Source organism: Limnobacter sp. UBA7229, assembly GCF_002473065.1.
Classification (GTDB): domain Bacteria; phylum Pseudomonadota; class Gammaproteobacteria; order Burkholderiales; family Burkholderiaceae_B; genus Limnobacter; species Limnobacter profundi.
In genome coordinates this window covers 71763-94069 of the sequence record NZ_DKTN01000023.1, presented here as the reverse complement: position 1 = coordinate 94069, position 22307 = coordinate 71763, and the positions used below count along the sequence as shown (strand labels likewise).

At 50.8% G+C, this 22307-nt stretch carries 21 protein-coding genes; 11 read left to right on the top strand and 10 right to left on the bottom strand.

What is annotated here, in order from left to right:
• Positions 1 to 133 precede the first annotated feature (133 nt).
• From B4C79_RS14585 to B4C79_RS14560, 6 genes are all read left to right on the top strand, one after another.
• On the top strand, positions 134 to 1636 hold the full coding sequence (locus tag B4C79_RS14585; RefSeq protein WP_291739282.1) for an alkaline phosphatase PhoX: 1503 nt from the start codon (positions 134 to 136) through the stop codon (positions 1634 to 1636).
• A gap of 185 nt (positions 1637 to 1821) precedes the next feature.
• Positions 1822 to 2835: an alpha/beta fold hydrolase gene (locus B4C79_RS14580; RefSeq protein ID WP_275270747.1), complete on the top strand. Its 1014-nt coding sequence runs from the start codon at positions 1822 to 1824 to the stop codon at positions 2833 to 2835.
• Between the two features lie 104 nt (positions 2836 to 2939).
• Positions 2940 to 3350 carry a TA system antitoxin ParD family protein gene (locus tag B4C79_RS14575; protein ID WP_275270746.1) on the top strand — a complete coding sequence of 137 codons (411 nt, stop codon included), beginning with the start codon at positions 2940 to 2942 and terminating at the stop codon, positions 3348 to 3350.
• Positions 3347 to 3916 carry an AAA family ATPase gene (locus B4C79_RS14570; RefSeq protein ID WP_291751946.1) on the top strand — a complete coding sequence of 190 codons (570 nt, stop codon included), beginning with the start codon at positions 3347 to 3349 and terminating at the stop codon, positions 3914 to 3916. Before B4C79_RS14575 ends, B4C79_RS14570 begins: the two co-directional genes overlap by 4 nt.
• A 62-nt stretch (positions 3917 to 3978) precedes the next feature.
• Positions 3979 to 4869 carry a DUF6279 family lipoprotein gene (locus tag B4C79_RS14565; protein ID WP_291762674.1) on the top strand — a complete coding sequence of 297 codons (891 nt, stop codon included), beginning with the start codon at positions 3979 to 3981 and terminating at the stop codon, positions 4867 to 4869.
• A 73-nt stretch (positions 4870 to 4942) separates the two neighbouring features.
• Positions 4943 to 7090, top strand: a complete 2148-nt coding sequence (locus B4C79_RS14560; protein ID WP_291739360.1) for a hypothetical protein — start codon at positions 4943 to 4945, stop codon at positions 7088 to 7090.
• A 4-nt stretch (positions 7091 to 7094) separates the two neighbouring features.
• On the opposite strand, the gene B4C79_RS14555 is transcribed toward B4C79_RS14560, so the two are convergent.
• The gene (locus tag B4C79_RS14555; RefSeq protein ID WP_291739359.1) at positions 7095 to 8132 is read right to left on the bottom strand and encodes a hypothetical protein; all 1038 of its coding nucleotides are present in this window, start codon (positions 8130 to 8132) and stop codon (positions 7095 to 7097) included.
• Between the two features lie 57 nt (positions 8133 to 8189).
• Between B4C79_RS14555 and B4C79_RS14550 the strand changes: the two genes are divergently transcribed.
• The gene (locus tag B4C79_RS14550; protein ID WP_291739358.1) at positions 8190 to 8885 is read left to right on the top strand and encodes a hypothetical protein; all 696 of its coding nucleotides are present in this window, start codon (positions 8190 to 8192) and stop codon (positions 8883 to 8885) included.
• 12 nt (positions 8886 to 8897) lie between these two features.
• Here the strand turns inward: B4C79_RS14550 and B4C79_RS14545 are convergent, their stop codons facing one another.
• From B4C79_RS14545 to B4C79_RS14535, 3 genes are all read right to left on the bottom strand, one after another.
• Complete coding sequence (locus B4C79_RS14545; protein ID WP_291751941.1) at positions 8898 to 10979, bottom strand: TonB-dependent receptor; 2082 nt, start codon at positions 10977 to 10979, stop codon at positions 8898 to 8900.
• Between the two features lie 82 nt (positions 10980 to 11061).
• Positions 11062 to 11301: a hypothetical protein gene (locus tag B4C79_RS14540; RefSeq protein ID WP_275270739.1), complete on the bottom strand. Its 240-nt coding sequence runs from the start codon at positions 11299 to 11301 to the stop codon at positions 11062 to 11064.
• A gap of 21 nt (positions 11302 to 11322) precedes the next feature.
• Positions 11323 to 12927: a DUF4331 domain-containing protein gene (locus B4C79_RS14535; RefSeq protein ID WP_291751938.1), complete on the bottom strand. Its 1605-nt coding sequence runs from the start codon at positions 12925 to 12927 to the stop codon at positions 11323 to 11325.
• 162 nt (positions 12928 to 13089) lie between these two features.
• Between B4C79_RS14535 and B4C79_RS14530 the strand changes: the two genes are divergently transcribed.
• The gene (locus B4C79_RS14530; protein WP_105029236.1) at positions 13090 to 13782 is read left to right on the top strand and encodes a queuosine precursor transporter; all 693 of its coding nucleotides are present in this window, start codon (positions 13090 to 13092) and stop codon (positions 13780 to 13782) included.
• Here the strand turns inward: B4C79_RS14530 and B4C79_RS14525 are convergent.
• From B4C79_RS14525 to B4C79_RS14515, 3 genes are all read right to left on the bottom strand, one after another.
• Positions 13766 to 14296: an NlpC/P60 family protein gene (locus tag B4C79_RS14525; protein ID WP_291742865.1), complete on the bottom strand. Its 531-nt coding sequence runs from the start codon at positions 14294 to 14296 to the stop codon at positions 13766 to 13768. The two genes, B4C79_RS14530 and B4C79_RS14525, sit on opposite strands and share 17 nt — an antisense overlap.
• Positions 14297 to 14465: 169 nt before the next feature.
• The gene (locus B4C79_RS14520; RefSeq protein ID WP_291742861.1) at positions 14466 to 15809 is read right to left on the bottom strand and encodes an alanine/glycine:cation symporter family protein; all 1344 of its coding nucleotides are present in this window, start codon (positions 15807 to 15809) and stop codon (positions 14466 to 14468) included.
• Between the two features lie 353 nt (positions 15810 to 16162).
• Positions 16163 to 17059, bottom strand: coding sequence for a tetratricopeptide repeat protein (locus tag B4C79_RS14515; RefSeq protein ID WP_291742858.1), 897 nt, complete (start codon positions 17057 to 17059; stop codon positions 16163 to 16165).
• A gap of 47 nt (positions 17060 to 17106) precedes the next feature.
• Between B4C79_RS14515 and B4C79_RS14510 the strand changes: the two genes are divergently transcribed.
• Positions 17107 to 17790, top strand: a complete 684-nt coding sequence (locus tag B4C79_RS14510; protein WP_291751936.1) for a hypothetical protein — start codon at positions 17107 to 17109, stop codon at positions 17788 to 17790.
• A 3-nt stretch (positions 17791 to 17793) separates the two neighbouring features.
• Here B4C79_RS14510 and B4C79_RS14505 read toward each other — a convergent pair whose 3' ends face one another.
• The 3 genes from B4C79_RS14505 to B4C79_RS14495 are packed head-to-tail and all read right to left on the bottom strand — an operon-like array spanning position 17794 to position 20347.
• Positions 17794 to 18636, bottom strand: coding sequence for an alpha/beta fold hydrolase (locus tag B4C79_RS14505; protein WP_291740577.1), 843 nt, complete (start codon positions 18634 to 18636; stop codon positions 17794 to 17796).
• Positions 18637 to 18659: 23 nt separating this feature from the next.
• Positions 18660 to 19439: an SDR family NAD(P)-dependent oxidoreductase gene (locus tag B4C79_RS14500; protein WP_291740576.1), complete on the bottom strand. Its 780-nt coding sequence runs from the start codon at positions 19437 to 19439 to the stop codon at positions 18660 to 18662.
• Positions 19436 to 20347 carry an alpha/beta hydrolase gene (locus B4C79_RS14495; protein ID WP_291740573.1) on the bottom strand — a complete coding sequence of 304 codons (912 nt, stop codon included), beginning with the start codon at positions 20345 to 20347 and terminating at the stop codon, positions 19436 to 19438. The genes B4C79_RS14500 and B4C79_RS14495 overlap by 4 nt, the downstream gene beginning before the upstream one ends.
• A 154-nt stretch (positions 20348 to 20501) precedes the next feature.
• Here B4C79_RS14495 and B4C79_RS14490 point away from each other — a divergent pair, with 154 nt between their 5' ends.
• Together B4C79_RS14490 and B4C79_RS14485 are read left to right on the top strand one after the other, a co-directional pair.
• Positions 20502 to 21311 (top strand): PaaX family transcriptional regulator C-terminal domain-containing protein, encoded by an 810-nt coding sequence (locus B4C79_RS14490; protein WP_291740571.1) that lies wholly within the window; start codon positions 20502 to 20504, stop codon positions 21309 to 21311.
• A 110-nt stretch (positions 21312 to 21421) separates the two neighbouring features.
• The gene (locus B4C79_RS14485) at positions 21422 to 22252 is read left to right on the top strand and encodes a metal-dependent hydrolase (protein ID WP_291740569.1); all 831 of its coding nucleotides are present in this window, start codon (positions 21422 to 21424) and stop codon (positions 22250 to 22252) included.
• Positions 22253 to 22307: the final 55 nt, after the last annotated feature.

The window sequence follows — 22307 nt, the reverse complement described above, 5'->3', positions numbered from 1 at the left end:
TTACTAGATGACCCGTCTTGATTTTGAAATATGTCAAAGACATGGCTGTTCACACTGAGTACTTTACCCAAACCATGAGCCCGATTGCGCAGTATCAAAATTAGCCGTTCATGACATTCCTACAGGTTTCACCATGCATCATCCAGCCATTCCCTCATTCAAACGCCGCGCCTTGTTGCGAGCCATGTTTCTAGGCGCAGGGGCCAGTGCCTTACCCCTGCTCAGCGCATGTGGTTCTGATTCAGAAGCATCCACATCCAATGCCACCCCCACAGGCCCCAATGAAAATGTAAACCCACCCATGGTTAACCCACCCAGTCTTGGGCCTTTGGCCATGGAGCTGCCCTTGCAAGCCGGGCCACTTGCTGGCATTGGCGAACTGGTGGCCACGGGTGTCGACAATATTTTTGCGCCAGCTGGTTTTACCGTCCGCCCTGTTGCAAGGCACTTGAGCAACCCGGTGCTGGGTATTCCCGATTTACTGGGCTTGACCGGTTACAACTGGCATATGTTTCCCGATGGTGGCGCAGTCTTCCCGACCGAAGATGGCGGTTGGGTGTATGTCTCGAACAGCGAAACCGAGGCACCACAGGGTGGCGTGGGTGCGCTGAGGTTCAATGCGCAAGGTGAGGTTCAATCGGCCTATCGAATTTTGACCGGAACGGCCCGCAATTGCGCAGGCGGGGCCACACCTTGGGGAACCTGGCTTAGCTGCGAAGAAACCCAAACCGGTGTGACCTGGGAATGTGACCCACTGGGCAGCACTGCAACTGCGCGTGCGTTACCAGCGCTGGGTGTATTCAATCATGAAGCAGTTGCGGTGGACATGACCACCAAAACCTTGTTCCTGACTGAGGACGCGGGTGACGGCCGTTTGTATCGGTTCGTATCCGAAGGCGATTTGCGCCCAGCAGTCAACGGGCAAATGGGCTTGAACATGGAGCAAGGCAAGTTGCAGGTTCTGGAAATTGTGGGTTTCGAGGCCGGTGCCTATCAAGAAGACATCGCCGTGGCACAACGCGTTCACCGCGTGAAATGGGCCGATGTTCTCGAGCCTGAAAACCCACAGGCCGAGGTACGCACACGCACCGCCGCAGCAGGTCTTCCGGTTCCGGGCACCGTGTTCAGGGGTGGCGAAGGCATCTGGATCCAAGAATTCCCGCAGGGTCAAGCGCCTGCGGTTAGTGGTGTCGCCAAGCCCATGCGCGCGGTGGCGTTCTTCGCCTGCAAAGGTGACAACCGAGTATACGCGCTGGACATTGACAACGATTTGATTGAGGTGGTGTTCGACAACAGCCAACTGGCTGAGGGCACCGGCTTTGACGATGTGGATAATCTGGTAATCAGCCCGGCTGGCGATGTCATCGTGGCGGAAGATGGCGATGCGATGCGTTTGATGGTGATGATTCCCAACCAGCCCGCAAAAATTTTGCTCCAAATTACAGGGGGTGGAAGTGAACTGGCGGGACCCGCCTTCTCCCCGGATGGTTCACGGCTTTATTTCAGCAACCAGCGTGGCCCTAACTTGCCTGCCTTGCCCGGCTTGCCCAACTTACCGGGTACCGGTGCCACCTATGAACTGTTGATACCGGAAGAATTCCGCACTGTGGTGAATTCCACTGTGTCGCCCATCTGACACAAGCGCAAGGAACACTCAAAAATATCGGGCTGGCTTGCAAGGACAGTGTAAGCCAAGCCCCGAATGATGCAAAAAATACTGCGTACAAAGATTATCCGGTTTTGTGTTGTAGAAATATCTTTGTAATTATTCGAAGTATGCTTTGCTAATCATGTATCAATACTAAAAATAGAAGGTCCATTTTGGCCAAACCTGTCCGCAAGTCCAAAGGCAAAGAAGTCTCTCCAATTAGCGAAGGCGCAAAACTGGTAGATCAGTACTTCGATCACGTGGGCGAAGCATTTCTTCGCCACGCCCCCGAGATAGACCCAGAAAAACTGAAAGACTGGCGTCCCAAGCTGTTTAGCTTTACCCGGCTGAACCCGTGGTACGGCGGATTGGTGGGTGTTCATCGCAAGCGGATTGGCGTGGGAAAAGACAAACTGGTTTGGCTGGAAATAGGCCACGAAAACAGCCCGGCTTTGTTGCTGATGCACGGCTTTGCCGCTGCGAAAGAACACTGGCTGCCCTTGCTCCCTTTTTTCGCAGGCCAATTTCGAATTTTGATCCCTGATCTTCCCGGTTGGGGTGAAAGCGGCTTCAACCCGGATCGCAACTATGGTCTTGAAGACCAAACTGAACGCCTTCACGACTGGCTGATAGAAATTGGCGTTCACAAGGTGAACGTGGTGGGCAATTCCATGGGGGGCGCCTTGGCTGGCCTTTTGGCGGCCCGCTTTCCGGAAATGGTCACCAGCCTGGTATTGATGGATGCGCTGGGCCTTCCTGGTACCGAGGAAACCGACTTTATTCGTGAGGTTCTTCGCGGCAAAAACCGCCTGGTTCCACGCGCCCCCATGGATGTAATCAAGTTGACCGACCTGGTGTTTCACAACCGGGCACTGGCTGCGTCTGCTGCGTTTTTCTCCGCAACAGAATTGATTCACCGCCGCGACGTGAATAGCTTCCTGTTTCAAGAAATGTTGAGCCGCCGCCCCGACTACACCAAGGCAACTTTTGAAGACATTTCAGCGCCCACGCTCGTGATGTGGGGCAAACAAGATGATGTTCTGCACATCAGTTGCGCTTACGAGTTCGAACGCCTGATCAAGCGGGCCGAAATGTGCCTGTTCGACGGAGTGGGTCACTTGCCGATGATCGAGACGCCCTACCCCTGCGCACAAGCCATCAAGGAATTTGTGCTCAGAAACCTTTGATTGGATATTTCCCTTTGAATGGCCAACTGTAAATTGCCTTGATTGTAGCAAAATGCTACAATCAAGCCGTAACACAGGAAATCAATCAATCAAGGAAACACGCCATGGCCAAAGCCTCTTCACCCATACGAATTCAGTCTGACTTGATGAGCAATGCCACCGTGTTGGGCAAGCTCCACCACCGCAGCGCGGCTGAACAAATCGAATATTGGGCCAGCATTGGGCAAAAAGTTGAAAGCCTGCTAGACCCAGAGAGTTTGCTACAAATCAAAGCAGGGCTGCTGCGTGTAAAACTAGAACAAGTGAATGCACCGCCTGTCAGTGCCGACTGGGTATTTGGTAACCTGGACATGAGACGCACCACCGGTGAGTTGAAAGAAGAGGTAAGCCAGAACAAAGTACGCTACCAGGCCAGTACTACCCACCCTGGCCTGCTTGAACAAATTGGCCCAAAAGGTGCAGTCAAAATTGGTCAATTTGAAAATGGCCAATTCAAGCCTGTCAAACTGGCATGAAGCAGCTGTGGCTGCTGGTGGGTGGCAACGGGGCTGGCAAATCGACTTTCTACCGCACACAGTTAAAACCATTGGGCATGCCGTTCGTAAATGCCGACGACATTGCCCGAGATGTATTTCCCCAAGCACCCGAGGAACACAGCTACGAAGCTGCAAAAATTGCAGAGAACCTGCGCAACAGTCTGCTTGAACAAGGCAAGAACTTTTGCTTTGAAACCGTGTTTTCACATCCCTCCAAAATTGATTTTGTCGCGAAAGCCAAAGCACTGGGCTACCAGGTGGTGATGGTGTTTGTCCATCTTGAACAAAGCAGTTTGAACAAAGCCCGCGTGCACCAACGAATTGAAACTGGCGGGCATGCGGTACCTGAAGAAAAAATCGAAACGCGAATTCCCAGAACTATTGACAATGTATTGAACGCCCTGCCCCTGTGCGACGATGTGTGGGTGCTCGACAACTCCAGCGTACAAGAACCTTATAAGAAAGTACTTCGAATTCAGGGTGGGAACATGCAGGCATTCATTCACCCATTGCCCGATTGGGCCAGCCGCTTCAAAACCCAATGAACGAATGGCAATTCAATGGGTCCTACACCAACAAGTTCAACTTTTTTGGGTGGCAAGAACTCGTGATAAAACCTGCAATTCGAACCAGAACCTGTTTACTTCTGACCTGCCTTACTTTGTTGGCCGCATGCAGCGCGATCAAGCTGGGTTACAACAACTCGGCAAGTTTTGCGCACACGTATCTCACCAGCAAAGTCGATTTTGATTCCGAACAATCTGCATTTCTGAAAACAAGTCTGAATGAGATTGTGGAGTGGCATCGCAACACCGAACTCCCCGTGCTAGCCAGCGAACTGCAAACCGCCCGACAAGCCCTCGCTGCGCGCAATGACGTGGTAATGCCTGTGAGTGCAAACCAGGTGCAAGCACTGAACCTTGCCATTCGGGCATCACTTCGACGCACAGCCAATCAAGCAGCACCTGTAATTGCGAAAAACATGCTGGGCCTGTGGCCCAATCAAGCTCCGGATATTCAAAAAGCGCTCGACAAATCCAACAAGGAATACCGCGAAGAACGCTTGATGCAAAGCGCTGATGAGCGCGTGCGCGAATCAGCTGAACGGATGACCGAGCGGTTCGAGCGCTGGCTGGGCACATTGAACGCGGTTCAGCTTAAGCAAATTGACACATGGGCAAGGAGCGAAATTCGCTGGTCCGAGTCACGCTATGAAAAACGGCTTGAGCGGCAGCGACAATTCATGGCTTTGGTGAACAAAGCCTCCAACCGTCAAATTGACCAAGCCACATTAAGCCAGGAAATTGCTCGCCTGCTCAACGCCTGGCAAAGCCCAAGCAGTGCCGCTGAAAAACAGGAAAGCGAACAACGACAAAAGGCAACCATTGCGCTGATTGTAGATATTCTCAATTCAGCCACTGCAGAGCAACGCAACAACGCTGCTGATCGTGCAGCGGGTTGGGCTAAGGATTTTCAGATTTTGGCCAGCAACAATTAACCCCCGCTTGAATCCATCAGTACTTTACTGAAGTAAAAGTTCTTTAGACCCAATTCACTTTTGGACTTTTACTGTGCCCTGTACATCCCGAAAAACACTGATCGCTTTAAGCTTTAGCGCGCTTCTGATTGCTTGCAGCAACGAAGACTCCGCACTTTCCGATAACCCAGGCACTGGCACACCAGTCAACCCGCAAGAAACAGCGCAGTGCAACGAGCAATCCTGGTTTGCAGGCGTTACCGAAATTTGCAACGGGGTGTTGGTTTACCGTGACTATGTGTACGACGATTACGGCGCGGACACAGGACTCATTTCCCCCAGTCCTGCCCTTTTAAACCTCGCCAGTCGCGCTGGCCAATTGGGCAACCCCTTGGCCAACACGCCCGGATTGCTATCGCCCACGGCGGGCGATTCACGCTATCCGGCAGGCGCAGAAAGTACTGCCGACCTGGTTGAGCTCCGCCTGAGCAAACAAGGCAACACCTACACAGCCACATTCGAACTCAATGCCCTTTACGACGCGGGACAAACCATCGCAGCCATTGCGATTGACACAGACAACAACCCAGACACGGGTTCAGAGACGCTGTTGGGCTTGACGGTACAAGGCGCCGATACAGTGGTTCAATTCAACAACGGCAATGTCGACACAAACATCATTTCCGGCACATTCTCCTCACCCACCAGCAACACATTCAAAATATGGGCGGTGACCGCTCAAAGCAGTGGCGAAGTCATGAATGTGGCCTTCCGTGGCCCCAATGAAGAAGCAGGTGCAGAAGGTACTGTTCCCTCGCAAGCACTACCTGGCAAGGGCAACTGGTGGGAAGACAAACAAGCTGCAGCGCTGGGTGCGGGCGATATCAGCCAGTTCTTCGCAATCGTTGACATCCGGAAGATGAATTCCGGCACCACGGAAACTGCAAAGGTTGATGCTGGTTTCAAACAACGGGTTTACACCTCGAAATACACTGCCCCCAACTCGACTGGTGAAGGCATGGTACTTCAGGCCGAAGCGAGCAGCCCTGAAAACGACAGCATGTTTTGCGGCCAGTACTTCCACTTTGTGGGCAAGTATCAACCCTATGGCGTTTACATTCCAGAAAATGGTAATTTTGACGACCAACGCAGCTTGCAAATGATACTGCATGGTTGTGAAGCCAACCACGCAAGTCAGATCAACCAGCCAGGCATGCAGGCCCAGTTTGGCGATGCACTCGACCGCGTGTTGATCTCACCATTGGGACGCGGTCCTTATGGTTTCTACTCTGGTTTGTCTGAACGCGATGTGCTCGATGTACTGGACGACGCGCTAAACACCTTCAACATCGACGAAGAGCGTGTTTTGGTGGGCGGTTATTCCATGGGTGGCTACGGTTCTACACGTTTGGCCATTCTGTATCCAGACCGCTTTGCAGGCCTAAGCAACTGGGTGGGTTTCACAGGGAGTATTTTCAACACGCCACTGATTGGCGATGTGTTGATTCAAGGTGAACAGGCCGTGACTGGTGCCCTGCCCTTCGAGTTTCCACTGGGCAGCACAATAGGCGGCAAAGGCAACATCAGCAAGTACCTTGGAAATCTTCGACACATTCCCGGCACACACTCTTACGGTGCACTGGATGAATTGGTTCAAGTGAACACCGGACTCGATTGGGCTCTTAAATTGAGTGAAGCCGACGGTGTATTGTACGAGTTCTATATGCACGCCCCGGCCGAACACCTGACACTGATCGCCCTGGACAATTGGGAGAAAGAAGCGGCGTATTCCAGCGAGCTGAAACGTGTGAAGAACCCAGGTCGAATCACGTACAAAACCAATGAGGCCTTTGCATTTCCCGAGTATGCAATCAAACATGACAAGGCGTATTGGCTAAGTAACATCAAAGGCCGTGAAGAAGGTGACATCGATATTGATATCGAAAGTTTTGCTTGCGCGCGCTCCCAGAAGACCTTCGAAACCGGTCAAACCGCGGGTGTGGGCCCCGTGCCGTTCATTCAAACCTTTCGCAGGCTGATGGGTGAACCTGTTCAGGCCGCCAGCGAGAACCGTTTCACTGCAACGCTGAGCAATGTGGAATCGATGCGTCTTGACACCACTGCGAGCTGCCTAAGAAACGGTGCCGCTTACACCGTGGTGTCAGACGGCCCCGTGGTGCTGAACTTCACCAATGGCAAGGTATTGAACCTGCCGGCAGGAACAAGCACGGGAAACCTTTGAACAATCATTCTGCAAGAAGGTCTTGCACCTTCTTGCTGCTGTAGAAACGTTGAAGGTTGCGGCGCAGGAAACTTTCTGCAAGCCCTTCCTTGATCAACAGGGCAGCCAGGTCAGGAATGTAATTGTCCAGTTCATCAGTAATCATCTCGTGGCTGATACCGATGTCATCCAGCAGGTCTTGCAGAGACTGTTCACCGTACTTTTCAAAGAAAAAGTCCACACCCAAATCAATGCATGATTTCAAATACTCGGTGTTGCGGAATTCAAGCCAGAATTCATAACCCAATACCATGAATTCTTGCAGGTCTTGCTCAGTGAGGTAATCGCGATAGGCTGTCAGCGGCCATTCGCGCACCACATCCCAAAAGGCCAAGGCACTGTTCATGGCAGTTTCGCGATATTGCTCGTTATCCAGCGTTTCATCCACCATCTCAAGCGATCCCTTCACTCCACTTTCCATCAGGTTGCGCACCCGCTCTTCGAGCCCCTCAGACAAATCGGGGGCCTTGGTACTCAACCACTCACGCACCTTGCGCGTGCTGCTGGCCACAGTAGAAAATTTCATCAGGTTGTTTTGCTCAAACACATAGCCTTTGAGCACGGTAAAAATTACATCCGACAAAAAATGTCGAAACGGTGTGCTGTTTCGAATATTGGTTACTGCGTGGTCTAGCACACCATTTTGCTCAAAAATTTTCTCAATGAATTCTGTCGCGATTGAATCGGATACCACCTCACCAATTTTCGTGGTTCGGCTGGCTGGAAACTCAAAAATGCGATTGGCAATTTCACCAAACAGCTCAGGAATGGCGCCACCAATTTCCATTTCCACCGCATAACGCCGGGCAGTGGCCTTTACTTTGCTTTCATCCACCGCATCGCGCAGGCGAATATGCTCAAGCCTGGCAAGCACATGGTTCAACTCATCAGCCAGCAAAGCTTGAAACTTTTTGCCTTTCAGGTTTTGCAACCAGAAGCCCACCTCGGCCTCTAGCAATTGCGACGCCAAATCTTTGGGCTGGTCAGCGTTGGTTTTCGCCATGTTCGTTCCGATGTGTAGTAGTGTTGAGTGATTCTAACCTGCTGTATCGAGGTTCCCGTGTTAAAGAAACTGATTGTTTTGCTGTTTGTTAGTGCAAGTGCTCCAGCCATGGCCCACCTCACCTGGATTGACGTTGGTGAACAAAGCCTCGGTTTGTCGACTGGGCACAATTTCCCGGCCAAGGAAATTACAGTCAAGGGTGAATATGTGGACTCTGTAAGATGTGTTGGTGGCGACGGCGAGGTGTTCGGCTTGCCATTCAATGACAACAGTATTCGCTACACGTACAAAGAGCGCCCCGCCAACTGCCTCGCCATTCTGAAAACCAGCCAGATCGAGCTTTCGCCGCGGCAGGGCGCACAACATTTTGATGAGAACAAGGTCGACAAAGCCTTGGTGAACAAGGTGTTGAAAAGCGACAAATTCAACGAAGAATATTTTAAAGCGGCACAAATCAAACCCATTGAAAAAGACAGTAATTTGTACAACCCGGAACTTGCCCAATTCATCACGCTGCCAGGCGACGCTTCCACAATTTATGTTTACAAAAACGGCAAGCCCTTGGCGCAGCTTCCCGTCGGCCTGGAGTATCCCGAAACGCCAGTAACCCTGTGGTCGAGAACCGATGCAAGCGGCAAAGTCACCTTGCTGTTACAACCCAAGAGCAAAGCGCTGCTTCGAGCGTTGATCACCGAAGAAAAAGGCAGTGCTTACAAAAGCCAGTTTTTATCGGTCATTCTTGAACCTCGTTGAAACGAAAAGCACTCAGAACTGTAAATTGGCTGTTAACCGAACATGCCGTGGCAGGGATGGATGAAAAGTTTTTCCAAAAGCCGGGCTCCCTGCTAGAAAATAATCCTGCGCATACTGGATATCGCTATTGTCCCGGTCGAACAAATTGAATATGGACAAATTCAAACTGAGATCTTTGTTCACTTTCAAGTTGAAGAACAGATCTGAATTGATCACTGAGTCCGATTCAATGCTCCGATCTTCCACCAAAGGCGCGCTGCCCACATATTTCAACTTGTAACCTACTTTCAAATTACCCCAGGTTTGACCCAACGACACGGCCGCAGACTCCTCTATCGCGTTGGGAATGCCATTGTCTTGCACGCCGACAAAACGAGCATCCACAAGAGTCACGAAGCCATCAATTTCAAAGCCGGTTTTGTTGAAATAACTTGCAATCAATTCAAGCCCGTTCCGCTTGGTAGCACCCTTGGGCTCGGTCGTACCCGCATCACCGACAAAAACGAGTTCAGAGTCACTCTCTAACTGAAACAAGGTCGCTGAAGCACTCAAATTTCTTGAGGTATTGGTAGTTTTCAAACCCACCTCTGAGCCACGGGTATTCACGATATAGTCCACTGGGTTTGCTGTGAATAAACCTCGGGGATCATTGCTGTGAAAACCCCGACCAATGGACAAAAACAATTCAGTGTCATGTTCAAATGGAGTAATGCTTGCGCTGAACTTTGGGCTGAATTGCTGATCATTTCGAGAACCACTTCGCATCACATTGGGTGTTGTCAGGTCTTCATCGTCATCAAACTGACCATTCAAATCAACATCGAACTGGTCATATCGCAAGCCGCCAGTCAGTTTGAGCCAAGACGCTGGAAGCAGTTGCTGCGATATAAAAATACCCAAATTGCTTTGCTCAAAAGAATCTTCGCTTCGAGTGGCCAATCGCTCTCGGGCAATTGTGTCGTAGAGCCCCGCTGGGTTTACATCATCTACCCGATAGTCAAACCCGACCGCCAATTGCGAACGCATGAACGACAAATTTTCAAATAGCGTATGTGTCACACCACCGCCAAAAGTTACCCTGCTGTCGACCTGGTTAAACTGGTCAGAAATCACCCCGGGGCGGCCAAGCGCCGTATTGTCCCTGAGCCCATAAGTGAAATCGCTGAAAAGATTCAGTTTGTAATCCGCCAGGTAAGCCCGTAGCTGCGTGATCGATTGATCCCAAGCCAGGGTGAAGTTGCCTGAAACAGCATGTCGTTGCGTAAATCCACCTGCAGTTGGGTCAAGGCTTCCAAATCGACCCACCAAACCCTGATTAACCGCATCAGCTGGAATGTGATCGGTCGACGTCCATTGTGATTCATAGCCTGAATATTGCAGCTCGAAGCGTTTGCTTGAATCAATTCGATGACTCAATTTCAACAGCGCATTGTATTTGTATTGATTCTCTGCGATCTCCCAGGGACCATCGTTATCAGTCAACTCAATGGCATACAGTAGTTTGGTTTGATCTTCATTGAAAGACACTGAATTGGCCAACAAACCACGCCGATAACCAAACTCACCCACCGACAATGAAGCCAATCCTCTTGTTAACTCGCTGACATAATCGATGTTCAAAGATCCCGCAGAGCTGAAGTCACCATCTTGCGCAAAATAAGGGCCCTTGCGGTACTCCACGCGAGACAACAACTCGGGAATGATCATGTTTGAATCTGCGTACCCCTGCCCGTGTGCGTGACCCGGCAGGTTCAAGGGCGCACCCAAAAAGTTAATCGACAAGTCTGTGCCGTGATCAAGACTGAAGCCACGCAAAAAGTATTGATTGGCTTTGCCACCACCAGAATGCTGGGTCACATTCAAACCGGGTACAGCCTCCAGCACATCCGAGGATCTTGCCGGATTCTGGTTGGCCAATCGCCGTGCACCGAGTATGCCCTGGGAACTGGTGATTCCGCCCAAAGTGTGAATGGCTTCGATACTTTCAGTCACCGACACTTCATCAAGCTCTTGGGAATCAAAATGAATGCCGTGGGCACTGGAAATATGCGGCATCAGGGCCAAACCACACACCCCAAAGACAATCAATTTCATGTAGAAATCCATCCAAAAAAAATCCCGCAGCTACACTTGCTACGGGATTCTGAAAATACTGTATCAAATTTTTGCTGTGTAATTAGTCTGGAAGATCAAAGGGCTCTGCTGTTTCAGAGGTTGCCAACATCAGGTTACTAGCGTTTTCAGGTTCACCGGTTTCAGAAGTGCTGCGTACCAAGGCACCCGCCTCAGATGCATTGATATTCCCGTCACCTGCTGCGCTACCCAGGTTAAAAGGTGAGCCATCACCTCCACAGGCCCCCAAAGTGAGCAGCAACGCTGCGCCTGTGGCCAATCCAAGTTTGCTTTTCAGTTTCATTTAAAGCTCCTTGATATGAAATTAATTCCGTGCACCTGGAATTGGCGTGTTCAAGAATGGGAAACGACTCAAAAAAGTAACCTGTTCCTGAGCCACCGCATCATGAAGCGTTAGGGACGTTGAGCCCAAAGGCACGCTGTCAGGGTTACAGGCTGAAGTCAGGCTAGTGCCAGGTACTGTATTCAAACCCAGACCGTTACCCGTACCATTTGCCACACACAAACCACCCATCACTGCCACCAGCGAAATGTCGACCACGTCATCAATTGGTCTGCGGCCATTTGGATAACCCGCATTGTCGCCACCAACAACCCCCAGCGTGTTCTGGTTCGCGATCGGGGTAGGTGCAATCGTCGTATTCAAGCGCATCATTTCCGACAAGGTTACATTTGCCGGGCGGTTCACGCCTTGAATACCCGCCAAAAATACATTGAGCAGGTCGGTACGTGGAAAGTTGGTTGGAGCTGTATTTTGCAGCCCCGGCACCACCATGCTGATCAGCTGAGGCAAAGTGGGGTTAGACACATAGGTCAGGAACTGACCATCGCCGCTGGGCTTTGAAGCATTGAAACGGTCCTTGTCTTTCAAGCCAATCACCACCTCATTCACCAAGGGCATGCCAAGGCGGGAAACCTGCACCCATGCACCCCCCACCTTCTCGGCAGTTTGATGCCCTTGGGCAGGCACACCGTCGCCAATTTGCACTTGACGCAAGCTGGCCGTAGTCCATCCACCAATTACCTTTTCAGTGCTGGGGGCCAAACAATCCTTGTGAATTTCCAGCGCAATGCTGGTGATGTTTTTGTCTTGAATTGAATTGACGGCGGCCGCATTTGCGTTTGCGCTGCTGCGATTCGAAATGGCACTGGCCGGGGCATTCACCAAATCAAAAATTGTACCCAAATTCACTGCAAAACCTTCCTGCCGCTGGCCTACAAACACGCGTGCCTGGTTGGTACCCGCTGCACAGCCAGGGATGGTCACATTGTGAATGTGCGCATCGGCATAGCTTTGATAAGCCGCTGCATTGCCCAGGGTTTTTTCACCAATGTAATCCACCGGCTTTTCCAACGTGGTGCTGCCCCCACTGGTTTTGGCCGCCAAAGTACGGTTACCGTTGCGTCGCCCATCGCGCACTACTGTCATGGTGTAGGTTTCATTCAGATTCAAATTGGGATCTGACAATGTAGACACAGTGCCCGCTTGAATCAATGGGATGCTGACTGAGGGCCTGTTAGTCCCGCTTCCAATCGGCAGCGCAATATCCTTGAGATTATTTCTGAAATTAAACTGAAATGTAATTTCTTCCTGCGCATCGCCATCGTTGTCAATGTGAATTTCATACAGCGCGTTGGGATCCATTGAAAAATAATTTGGACCACCGTAGCCGTCTTGAAGGGGCTGATAATTGGCAATCAAGGTGATGAAGTCTGACCGATTGGTCTCATAGCTGCGGAACATGTAAAAATCAGTTCCGTCTGCTTTCGGAGTGGTCGTGATTGAAGGCGCTTCACGGTGGCTAGAAGCCAAAGCCGCAACGCTGACGACAGCCAAAAGACTGCCCGCTAAAATATTGAACTTAAACTTGTTGTTCTTGGTTGTGTTTGTCTTCCTCTGTACTTTCATAATAACTCCCTGACTTCCAATTGGTGCTTCCAAAAACTACACTTACAAAACCTCTCATTCGAGTATAGGTTTCAATAATTGTTAACACAATGACAATTACTGCAACAATTACTACTTAATCAACCTAATATTCCCTTTACTAACCAATTAACTGGGTTTTGGATGCGTCAATACAAATATTATGAATTCGTCCTGGTTGCCTTTGTGGCCGTGCTGTTGTGTTCCAACCTGATCGGCCCCGCGAAAATTGCCGAACTGAATTTGCCATTGCTTGGTACTGTTACCTTTGCAGCAGGTGTGTTGTTTTTCCCCATTTCTTACATATTCAGCGACATCCTGACCGAGGTGTATGGTTACGGCCGCGACCGCAGGGCCGTGTGGGCAGGTTTTGGGGCTTTGGCCTTTGCATCGTTCATGGCATTCACCGTGGTGAATCTTCCCGCAGCATCCTTCTGGGTCGACAAACAGGCTGCAGTTGAAAGTGTGTTTGGCAACACCTGGCGCATAGTGCTGGCCTCGCTAATTGCCTTTTGGAGTGGCAGCTTTATCAACAGCTTTGTGCTGGCCAAAATGAAAATATGGACCCAGGGCAAATGGTTGTGGACCCGAACCATTGGCTCCACTGTGGTGGGTGAGTTCGTGGACTCTGGCTTGTTTTACACCATCGCGTTTTGGGGGATTATGACCACCGATCAAATCATCACCGTGGCATTGACGCAGTACGTGCTTAAGACCAGCTGGGAAATACTGGCCACGCCGCTCACCTACTGGGTAGTAGCGCGTTTGAAACGCGCAGAAAGCGAAGATTATTACGACAGAGACACCAACTTCACGCCATTCAGTTTGAAGGTGTAATGCCCGCCAAACCCACGCGGCGGGCCGTAATGAAGTGACGTTGCCAGTAAGGGCTGAGCAACTTGGCAATTTCAACGCCCGCCCGCGTAGATACGTGCATGAACTGATTGTTACCCACATACACACCTACATGGCGACGTGTGGGGCCTGTGCGAAAAAACAGAAGGTCACCAGAACGCAAATCAGAGAGATCAACCCGCTCGCCCATGGTCATTTGCTCTCGTGAACTGCGTGGTAAGCGCAGCTGGAATTTGTCTTGAAACAAGGTTTGAATAAAACTGGAACAGTCCACGCCGTTGGTACCGGTGCCGCCCAGTTTGTGGCGCGTTCCCGCCCAATTTGAATAATGAGCCAACAACGCGTTTTGAATTTCATTGCTGTACGACTGCTCGGCCGCGGGCGGATTCAGTAGGGAATCAAGGGAGGAATCACTGAATGCGATGCCAGGCCAGAATGCAACGATCAACACGAGAAAACTGCTTTTCACTTTGTTGAAACGTCTCACATCGGTCATGCGTATATTCCTGGAAGCATATTGAGGAAAAGCGTCTGCTTGTTGTAAGGGGACCGTATCATAGCGGCAAAGTGCAGAACAATCAGTAAAACTTGGTGAGAAACTCGAAACTGGTTCAAGTCTGGCCGGCAAACCGCTGAGATTGCGGCTTGCCGATGCGAAGAAAAAATTATTTGTTGGCGAAATACTCGTTAGTGAGCTTCACGATAACTGGTGAAAGCAATAGCAGCGAAACCAGGTTGGGCAAGGCCATGAAGGCATTCAATGTGTCGGCCACCAGCCACACGAAGTCAAGCTGAGTAACAGCACCCACCATGACGAAACCTGTCCACAACACACGGTAAGGCATGGTGATGGCAGTGCCTGCAATAAACTCCCAGCACTTTTCACCGAAATACGACCAACCCAGAATGGTAGTGAAAGCGAAAAAGGCCAGCGACAATGCCAACACATATTCACCCACACCTGGTAAACCTGTTGCATAAGCACTGGAACTGAGAGCGGCGCCGTTCAAGCCACTGCTCCAAACACCAGTCACCACAATCACCAAACCGGTCATAGAGCACACAATAATGGTGTCGATGAAGGTACCCATCATGCCCACCAAGCCTGATTCCACAGGGTTGCTACTTTGGCCGGCAGCTTGCGCAATACCGGCCGTGCCCAAGCCAGCCTCATTGGAAAAGATACCGCGCGCGACACCATACCGAATAGCCAGCATGATTGCCGCACCTGCAAAACCACCAGTGGCGGCAACCGGGTTGAAAGCACTCTCGATGATCAAGGCAAACGCAGCGGGTACTTGGTCGATGTACATTCCCAGAATAATGACCGAGGCAACGATGTAAGCCACACACATGAACGGAACCACTTTTTGTGCCACTGCACCAATTCGCTTCACGCCGCCGATCAACACAAAACCCACCAGCACCGTCATTACAATGCCGGAAATCCATTTGTCGATACCAAAGGTCACATTCAGCACATCGGCAACACTGTTTGCCTGAACCATGTTCCCAATACCAAAACCCGCCAAGCCACCGAACAGTGCGAATGCAATACCTAACCATTTCCAGTTTTGACCCAAGCCATTTTTAATGGCATACATTGGCCCCCCCACATGCTGACCACGTGCATCGGTTTCTCGATAATGCACAGCCAACAACACCTCGGCATACTTGGTGGCCATACCCACCAGCGCAGTCATCCACATCCAGAACAAGGCGCCGGGACCGCCCAAAGCAATGGCTGTAGCCACACCAGCAATATTGCCGGTACCCACCGTTGCGGCCAGTGCTGTCATCAGTGCAGCGTAAGGGGTAATGTCGCCTTTCGCTCCGGCTTGGGGACTTCGACTTTTCCAAATCCACTTGAAGCCCATGCCAATTTTAAATATTGGCATCAACTTCAAACGCAGCTGCAAAAACAGACCCGTACCCAGAATGGCAACAAGCATGGGTGGCCCCCACACAATTCCATTGATTGAATTAACAAACTGAGTAAGTGCTTCCATGCATTGTTCTCCTTCTTGTGAAAAGCGATGCGCCGAATTGGTGCTGCAATGGCGAGTGGTCAGTTTAGTATGCAAGCAATGTGCCTGAGAAACACTTTTTAACAAATCGCGAAACTTATTGACATAAAAAAACCCCGAACCAGGTCGGGGTTTTTCAGAAAAAGTATCGCAACTTACTGTTTCTTTTCAGGCTGCTTCTCGCCGGCTTTGGGTTGATCACCCAGAATCGACTTGGCAGGACAAATTTTAAATGCAGGACATTTTTGACAACCAACAGCAATCGCAATCGGGCAAACAGTCATGGCGGTCCTCGTTTGTGGTTATGGGGAAGCTCCCGCAGGCAGTATTGCAGATTAATGCAGCGTTCCGCTAGGAGATTTATTCAGTTGATGATTCACAAAATTCTGGGCAGCCTTGCGTGCGAAATTTTCCTCCTCGGCAGACACATCATCAAGCAACAGTTGAAGTTGGTCTGGTATGTCGGTTTCTGGAAAAAGCACCTGGTAAATGTAAAGCCAACTTAAAGCCACACCGCGATCTTTCTGCACCTCCACCCCATCGAGATACAACAAAGACAAGCTCAACATGGACAAAGGCGAACCGAGCTTGGCCGCCTCGGTCAGATAAGCCATGGCCAGCGCCGCATTCTTTGCAACGCCTTTGCCATGCAAATAATACACACCCACATTGTGCATGGCCTGCGACAGGCCGCCTTGAGCGGCCTTGTCAAAATATTTGAAGGCTTGCGTAAAATCGGGCCTGGTCGCACGCTCAAGTTCAAGCGCCAGGTGGTAAGCGGAATTGGGGTCGCCCAGGTCAGCGGCTTGCCGCAAGTATTGCAAGGTTAGTTGCGCATTAGCATCCAGATGCCCTTCAACCCCACCCTTGTAAATTTGCACCAAAGTCAGCACGGCCATCAACACTTTGGCCTGCGCTGCTTGTTGCAGCAGGTCCATGCCACGAGAAAAATCCTGACTACCCAGTTCACCTGACACCAGCAAACGCCCAAGAATCACCTTGGCGTCCACTTCTCCGGCCATCACACCTTTTTGAAGCCATTCCAAAGCCAGCGTGCAATCATCGGCGCTGCGATTTTCAGCGTACAAGTAAGTAAAGGCGATCAGGTTGCAGTGTCCATCCCATTGATTGCTCAATGTATCCAGCAAACGCTGGCGGGCCTGCGCCAACTTCTTTTCAACAAAAAGGGATTTGATTTCGTCGGTGAATTCAACTGGGGGCTGGGATTGCATGGCGTGTTAAACGTAAACTGTGTGAATCGAGATCTTACTGAAGAAACATGAACAAGCCTTACATTGCCGTTCAAATCAAAGAAGATGTTTATATACAGATGAAGGCACTACACGAGCGAGCGTCCAAACCCATCAGCGATGAAGACAAAGCGCTGGGTGCCGACCTACTGGCGCAAACCTATGTGCAACTTCTCGACACCTGCTTCACTCACCTGCTCGATGAATTGAACAAAACCCAACCCGACAAAATGCTGCAAGATGCGTCGAAGGTGATACACAAGGTACAAAGCGAGGCACAACATTACATCGGCTGGCTTATCAAATTTATTGCCAACAAACGCGTGCCGCCCGTGATCCAACATTTTCACGACATGGTTCACATTTTGAACCTGACTGGCCAAGAATATCCCTACATCGTGATTCCGGTCACTACAACATACGCAGAAAAAGCGAGCGATGTAATGAATGCCTTGGCTCAGCGTGACGATACACGCATTGAAGAAGGTGTTGAGCTGCTGATTGAAGCCATAGAGACGGCATTGGTGCCTTTGGTATACACACCTAAAGACCTGATGGGTTTCAATTTTGTGATCAGTAAAACAATCAACGGCGTAATCAATGTGCTACACACCTTGTTCAAGCACACGCTGCGCAAACTTCCGCCACACATCAAAACTGAAAGTCACCCGGCCATTGCTGCCCATTTTGAAACATTTCTGATCAGAAAGTAAGTTTTAAATGGTTTGAATGAATTGGTGCAGCAGCGGGAAAACCTCGGTTTTCGCTGCTTCACCGCGAATCATCTGGCTGTGTGAAAAGTCTTTGCTGAACCCCTTCTGCACGGTGCACTCATGCCAGGTTTTGGGACCACCCAAAGCCTCATAAATTCGTCTGCAACCCTTGGGAGGCGCTACATCGTCTCGCCCGCCCGCAATCACCAATGAAGGTACGCTGACTTGCTTCAATGCCGCCAGGTAATCGAAACCATCTGCCCCTTTCCATTTGCCACTCAGGTTCCATTTGCACCACTGCACCAGTAGCAAAGTGGGCTCCCCCTCTGGCCCAATGGGTACCAGTTTTCTTGGTGTTCGGCCAAACAGGCGGGTCAATGCTCCCAAAGCGGCAACCCGAATTTTTTCTTTCAAATTGGGTGCAGCATCTGTCACCTGCGCACCAATCAGGCTCAGGCTTTTAATTTGTGAAGTGCGTTCGGGTTGCCGGGCAAGCAACATCAAGGCCAGCAAACCTCCACCACTGTGAGAAGTCCAATGCAACTGCGAGTGGCCTGTGTGTTGAACAACAAAGTCAATCGCGACCGGTAGATCATTCAAAGCCGGGTATTCAAAGTTTTGCTGGCGGTACGCAGGCCTGGCTTGCCCGTGCCCGCCCCACTCCAACAGCCAGGTATCAAACCCTTGCTCCGCGAAAAACACACCCAAATGTTCCACAGCAAGCTGGTTGGACAAAGTGCCGTGGGCCACCACAACAGGCGAGCCCACCGGGTTTGAAGGCTTGTAACGATGCAAGGCCACATGGCCGCCACCGTGCATCGGAACCAGGTGTGTTTCCTGCATCATCACTGAGAAACCCCGAATGCCATTCAAGCCACAGGCTTGGAGATTAATTTAACCACTTTGGTCGCCCAGCTACGTGGCGTGAAGCGGATGCTTTGTGCCATGGTCCAGTTCAGTGCACCGTGAATGTAAACACGCTGGTTTCGCTTCATTGCGGCGTAACCTTTGACGGCAACATCTTCTGAGCTTGGCATGCGCTTGCCTTGCACCAAGGCGGATTTCTGCATGTTCGCTTCGGCCTGAAATCCCGATGCAGTGGGGCCGGGGCACAAGGTACACACAGCAACGCCACTGTCGACCAGCTCCTCGGCAAGCGCTTCACTAAAGCTGAGCACATAGGCCTTGGTCGCATAGTAGGCCGCCATGTACGGGCCGGGTTGAAATGCTGCCGTAGAAGCCACATTGAGGATCTTTCCTCGTGTCTTCAGCAAATCGGGCATAAAGCCACTGCAAAGCACAGTGAGTGCTTCCATATTCAGGCGCAGCATACTGGTGGTGTCCTCGACTGGCGTGTCCTTGAACAAACCGTAAGTGCCCACGCCTGCGTTGTTAACCAGATAACTGAGCTCAATGCTGTGCGCCTTGACTTTGGCTACAAGCTCGCTGGCCGCGTTGGGCTTGGACAGGTCCGATCCAATCACAATGACGTCCACTTTGTATTTGCCCATGTAGTCAGCGGCCAGCTCAGTGAGCTTGGCTTCATTGCGTGCGCTGAGCACCAGGGAAACTCCATCCTTCGCAAAACACTCTGCCAAATGCAAACCAATGCCAGACGATGCGCCTGTTACCAATGCCCATTGCTTCATTCCTGTTCCCCTCTTCGTACAAAATCGGCGATTGCCCACAAGGCCTTGTCGGCTTTTTCAACAAAGGCATTGAACATTTGAAAGTTGTGCCACATACCCTCGTGCACTGTGCAGCTTACTTGCACACCTGCAGCCTTGGCGCGTTGTTCGAGCAACAAGGCATCGTCCAGCAAAATTTCATCACTGCCCACCTGAATGAACAAGGGTGGCAAATCCTCAAGGTCAGCAAATACAGGCGACACTTTGGGGTCCGCAGGCAGCACGTCGCCGCAATAAGCAGTGACCCCGCGCTGTAATGGCACCACACTCAACATGGGATCGGCCTTGGCCTTGGCTTGAATGGAGGCGGCTGTCAATGTCATGTCGACAAAAGGAGAAATCATCACCAAACCTGCAGGCAGGGGAAGACCTTCGTTGCGCGCATAAATGGCCATGGACAAGATGTGAGCTGCGCCAGCAGAGTCTCCAACCAAAGTGATGTTTTTTGGATTGACATCGAGATCCAGTAAGGCCTGATAGGCAGCCATGCCATCTTCAAGCGCCGCCGGATAAGGATCCTGCGGTGCCAACCGGTAATCAACCAGGAACACCCGGGCATTGCAACGCACAGCAAGTTCACTGGCCAGGGGTAAATGCGTTTCAAGCGAACCGGCAAAAAACGCTCCGCCATGCATGTGCAATAACACCTGGTCGGTGTGCGAATCAGCTGGGCGAACGAGCGCACACATGCAGGTGCCCAATTCAAGATACTCGACCCTGGCATCGGGTCGAACCTTGAACAGTGGTGCCCCAGCGTTCATGGTAGCCGCCAGCCAACTGAGCGGAATTGGAAGTTTACCGGGCGCTTTGAAAGTGCTGCGCAGCGTTGCACGAACAGCTTTCTCGGCCACAAACTGAATCGGGTTCATGGTTGCAGGGTCTCCGAATGTTACAGCGCAATGCAATTTACGCTGTTTTTGTTATTTTCTTCAATATATCGAATTTGCAGCAGGCAGCAGGGTGACCCCACCACCCCGCCCTGCAACAAGTTAGACTATTACCTCCAATTTATTAAAAACTCCCGTGAAAACAAACGCTTCCCCAAAACAATTAATTCTCGGCCTGATGTTGGCTGGCAAGGGTCGCCAAGTGAAGGCCGCTCACATTGTGCTGGCTTGCAGCATGTTTGGCGTCTCCGAAAACAGTGCAAGGGTGGCAATGGCCCGCTTGGTTGCTGAAGGGCAATTGAAATCGGCAGGCCGGGGCGTTTACACCCTGGGTAGGCAGGCGGCCTTCACGGGTCAAGACATTCAAGGGTGGAGTAACAGGCTTACAGCGACCTGCGACTGGAATGGAAATTTTTACGCGGTATTTACAGCCCATCTTGGTCGCAGCAATCGCAAACAGTTGCAACTTCGCGAGAAGGCACTTGCACTGCAGGGCTTTCGGGAGTTTGAGCAAGGCCTTTTCTTGCGGCCGGCGAACCTGAATCTGGGCCTTGCTGGCCTGCAGGAAAAACTGCTGGCTCAGGGAGTCGAGAAAAACATTCTTGCTTTTGAAATGAAACCCGCCACCCCTTCTCAAATCGTCTCGATTCAAAAATTATGGGACATCCGAAAGCTCGAAAAACTGTATTTAAGTCACACCAAAAAGTTGAATGACTGGATGCAGGGCTATTCCCGCATGAAACTGGAGAAAGCGGCTCGAGACGCCTACCTGGTGGGTAGTCAAGCCATTTATGAAGTACGCCGCGATCCACTGTTACCCGCCGAGTGGATCAATGCTGCTGCACGGCAACAATTCTTTGAAAGCGTGCTGCGCTTTGACGAGACTGGCACGCGGGTGTGGCGTGAATTGCAACTGCGAATTTTGAAAGACGAAGAAGTGATCTAGAAAACTACTTCATTACATCGCTTTACTTTTAATTCCACATCTGTAATATTACATCAGCTACTGTCAACGTCATTGATGGTAATGATGTAAATGAGTCTGTGGAGGCTGTCATGCGCACACCCGTTTCAATTCACCAGAAAGGTTCCAGCTTTCCGGTTCGTCGAATGGATTTTGATTTTTCGAATATCAATCGCCATTTTGTCAACAATGACCCTGCCAGCAGCCACGTCTGGACGGCTTTTCAGGCCTACTTTCCCGAAGGCGAACAATTTTTTGTAGATTCTGTGCGAGATGCAAAAAAATGGGTGAAAGATGAAGCCCTATTGCGGGAAATCAGCGCATTTATCGGGCAGGAAGCCATGCATGGCAAAGAGCATCTTCAAGCCAATGCAGAATTGAAACACCAGGGCATCAACGTGAATGTTTGGGATGCACGCACTCGCTGGGCGCGCAGGAAGCTGAACAAACTGCTGTCCGTCAAGGCACGCCTGGCGGGTACCGCAGCGGTTGAGCATTACACGGCCGTGATCGCTGAACACATCATGAAAAGTGAAGAATTTCACAACATGATTATCGACCCAACCATCAAGAATTTGATTTATTGGCATGCCATGGAAGAAAGCGAGCACAGAGCGGTGGCTTTCGATACGCATTTGGCCATTGGCGGCTCGTACTCACAACGCGCAATTGCAATGACGATCGTATCGATTGGCATTGGCCCGGTGGTGCTGGCCGCCATGTTGAGTTGCATGAAACAGGACGGTGAGCTGTACAACCTTAAATCATGGATGAAATTCACCGACCTGTATTTCGGCCGCAAAGGCGTATTCCGCAAGATGATTCCGGACTTGTTGAAATTTTACAAACCAGGCTTTCATCCCATGCAAACCAATATGGATGCGCCTATGAGGTTGTGGAAAGAACGGCTCTCGCTGGTTTGATAAAAAAAAATTTGAACGATTGATTGAATCTGGGTTACATTTCCGTCAGTATCAA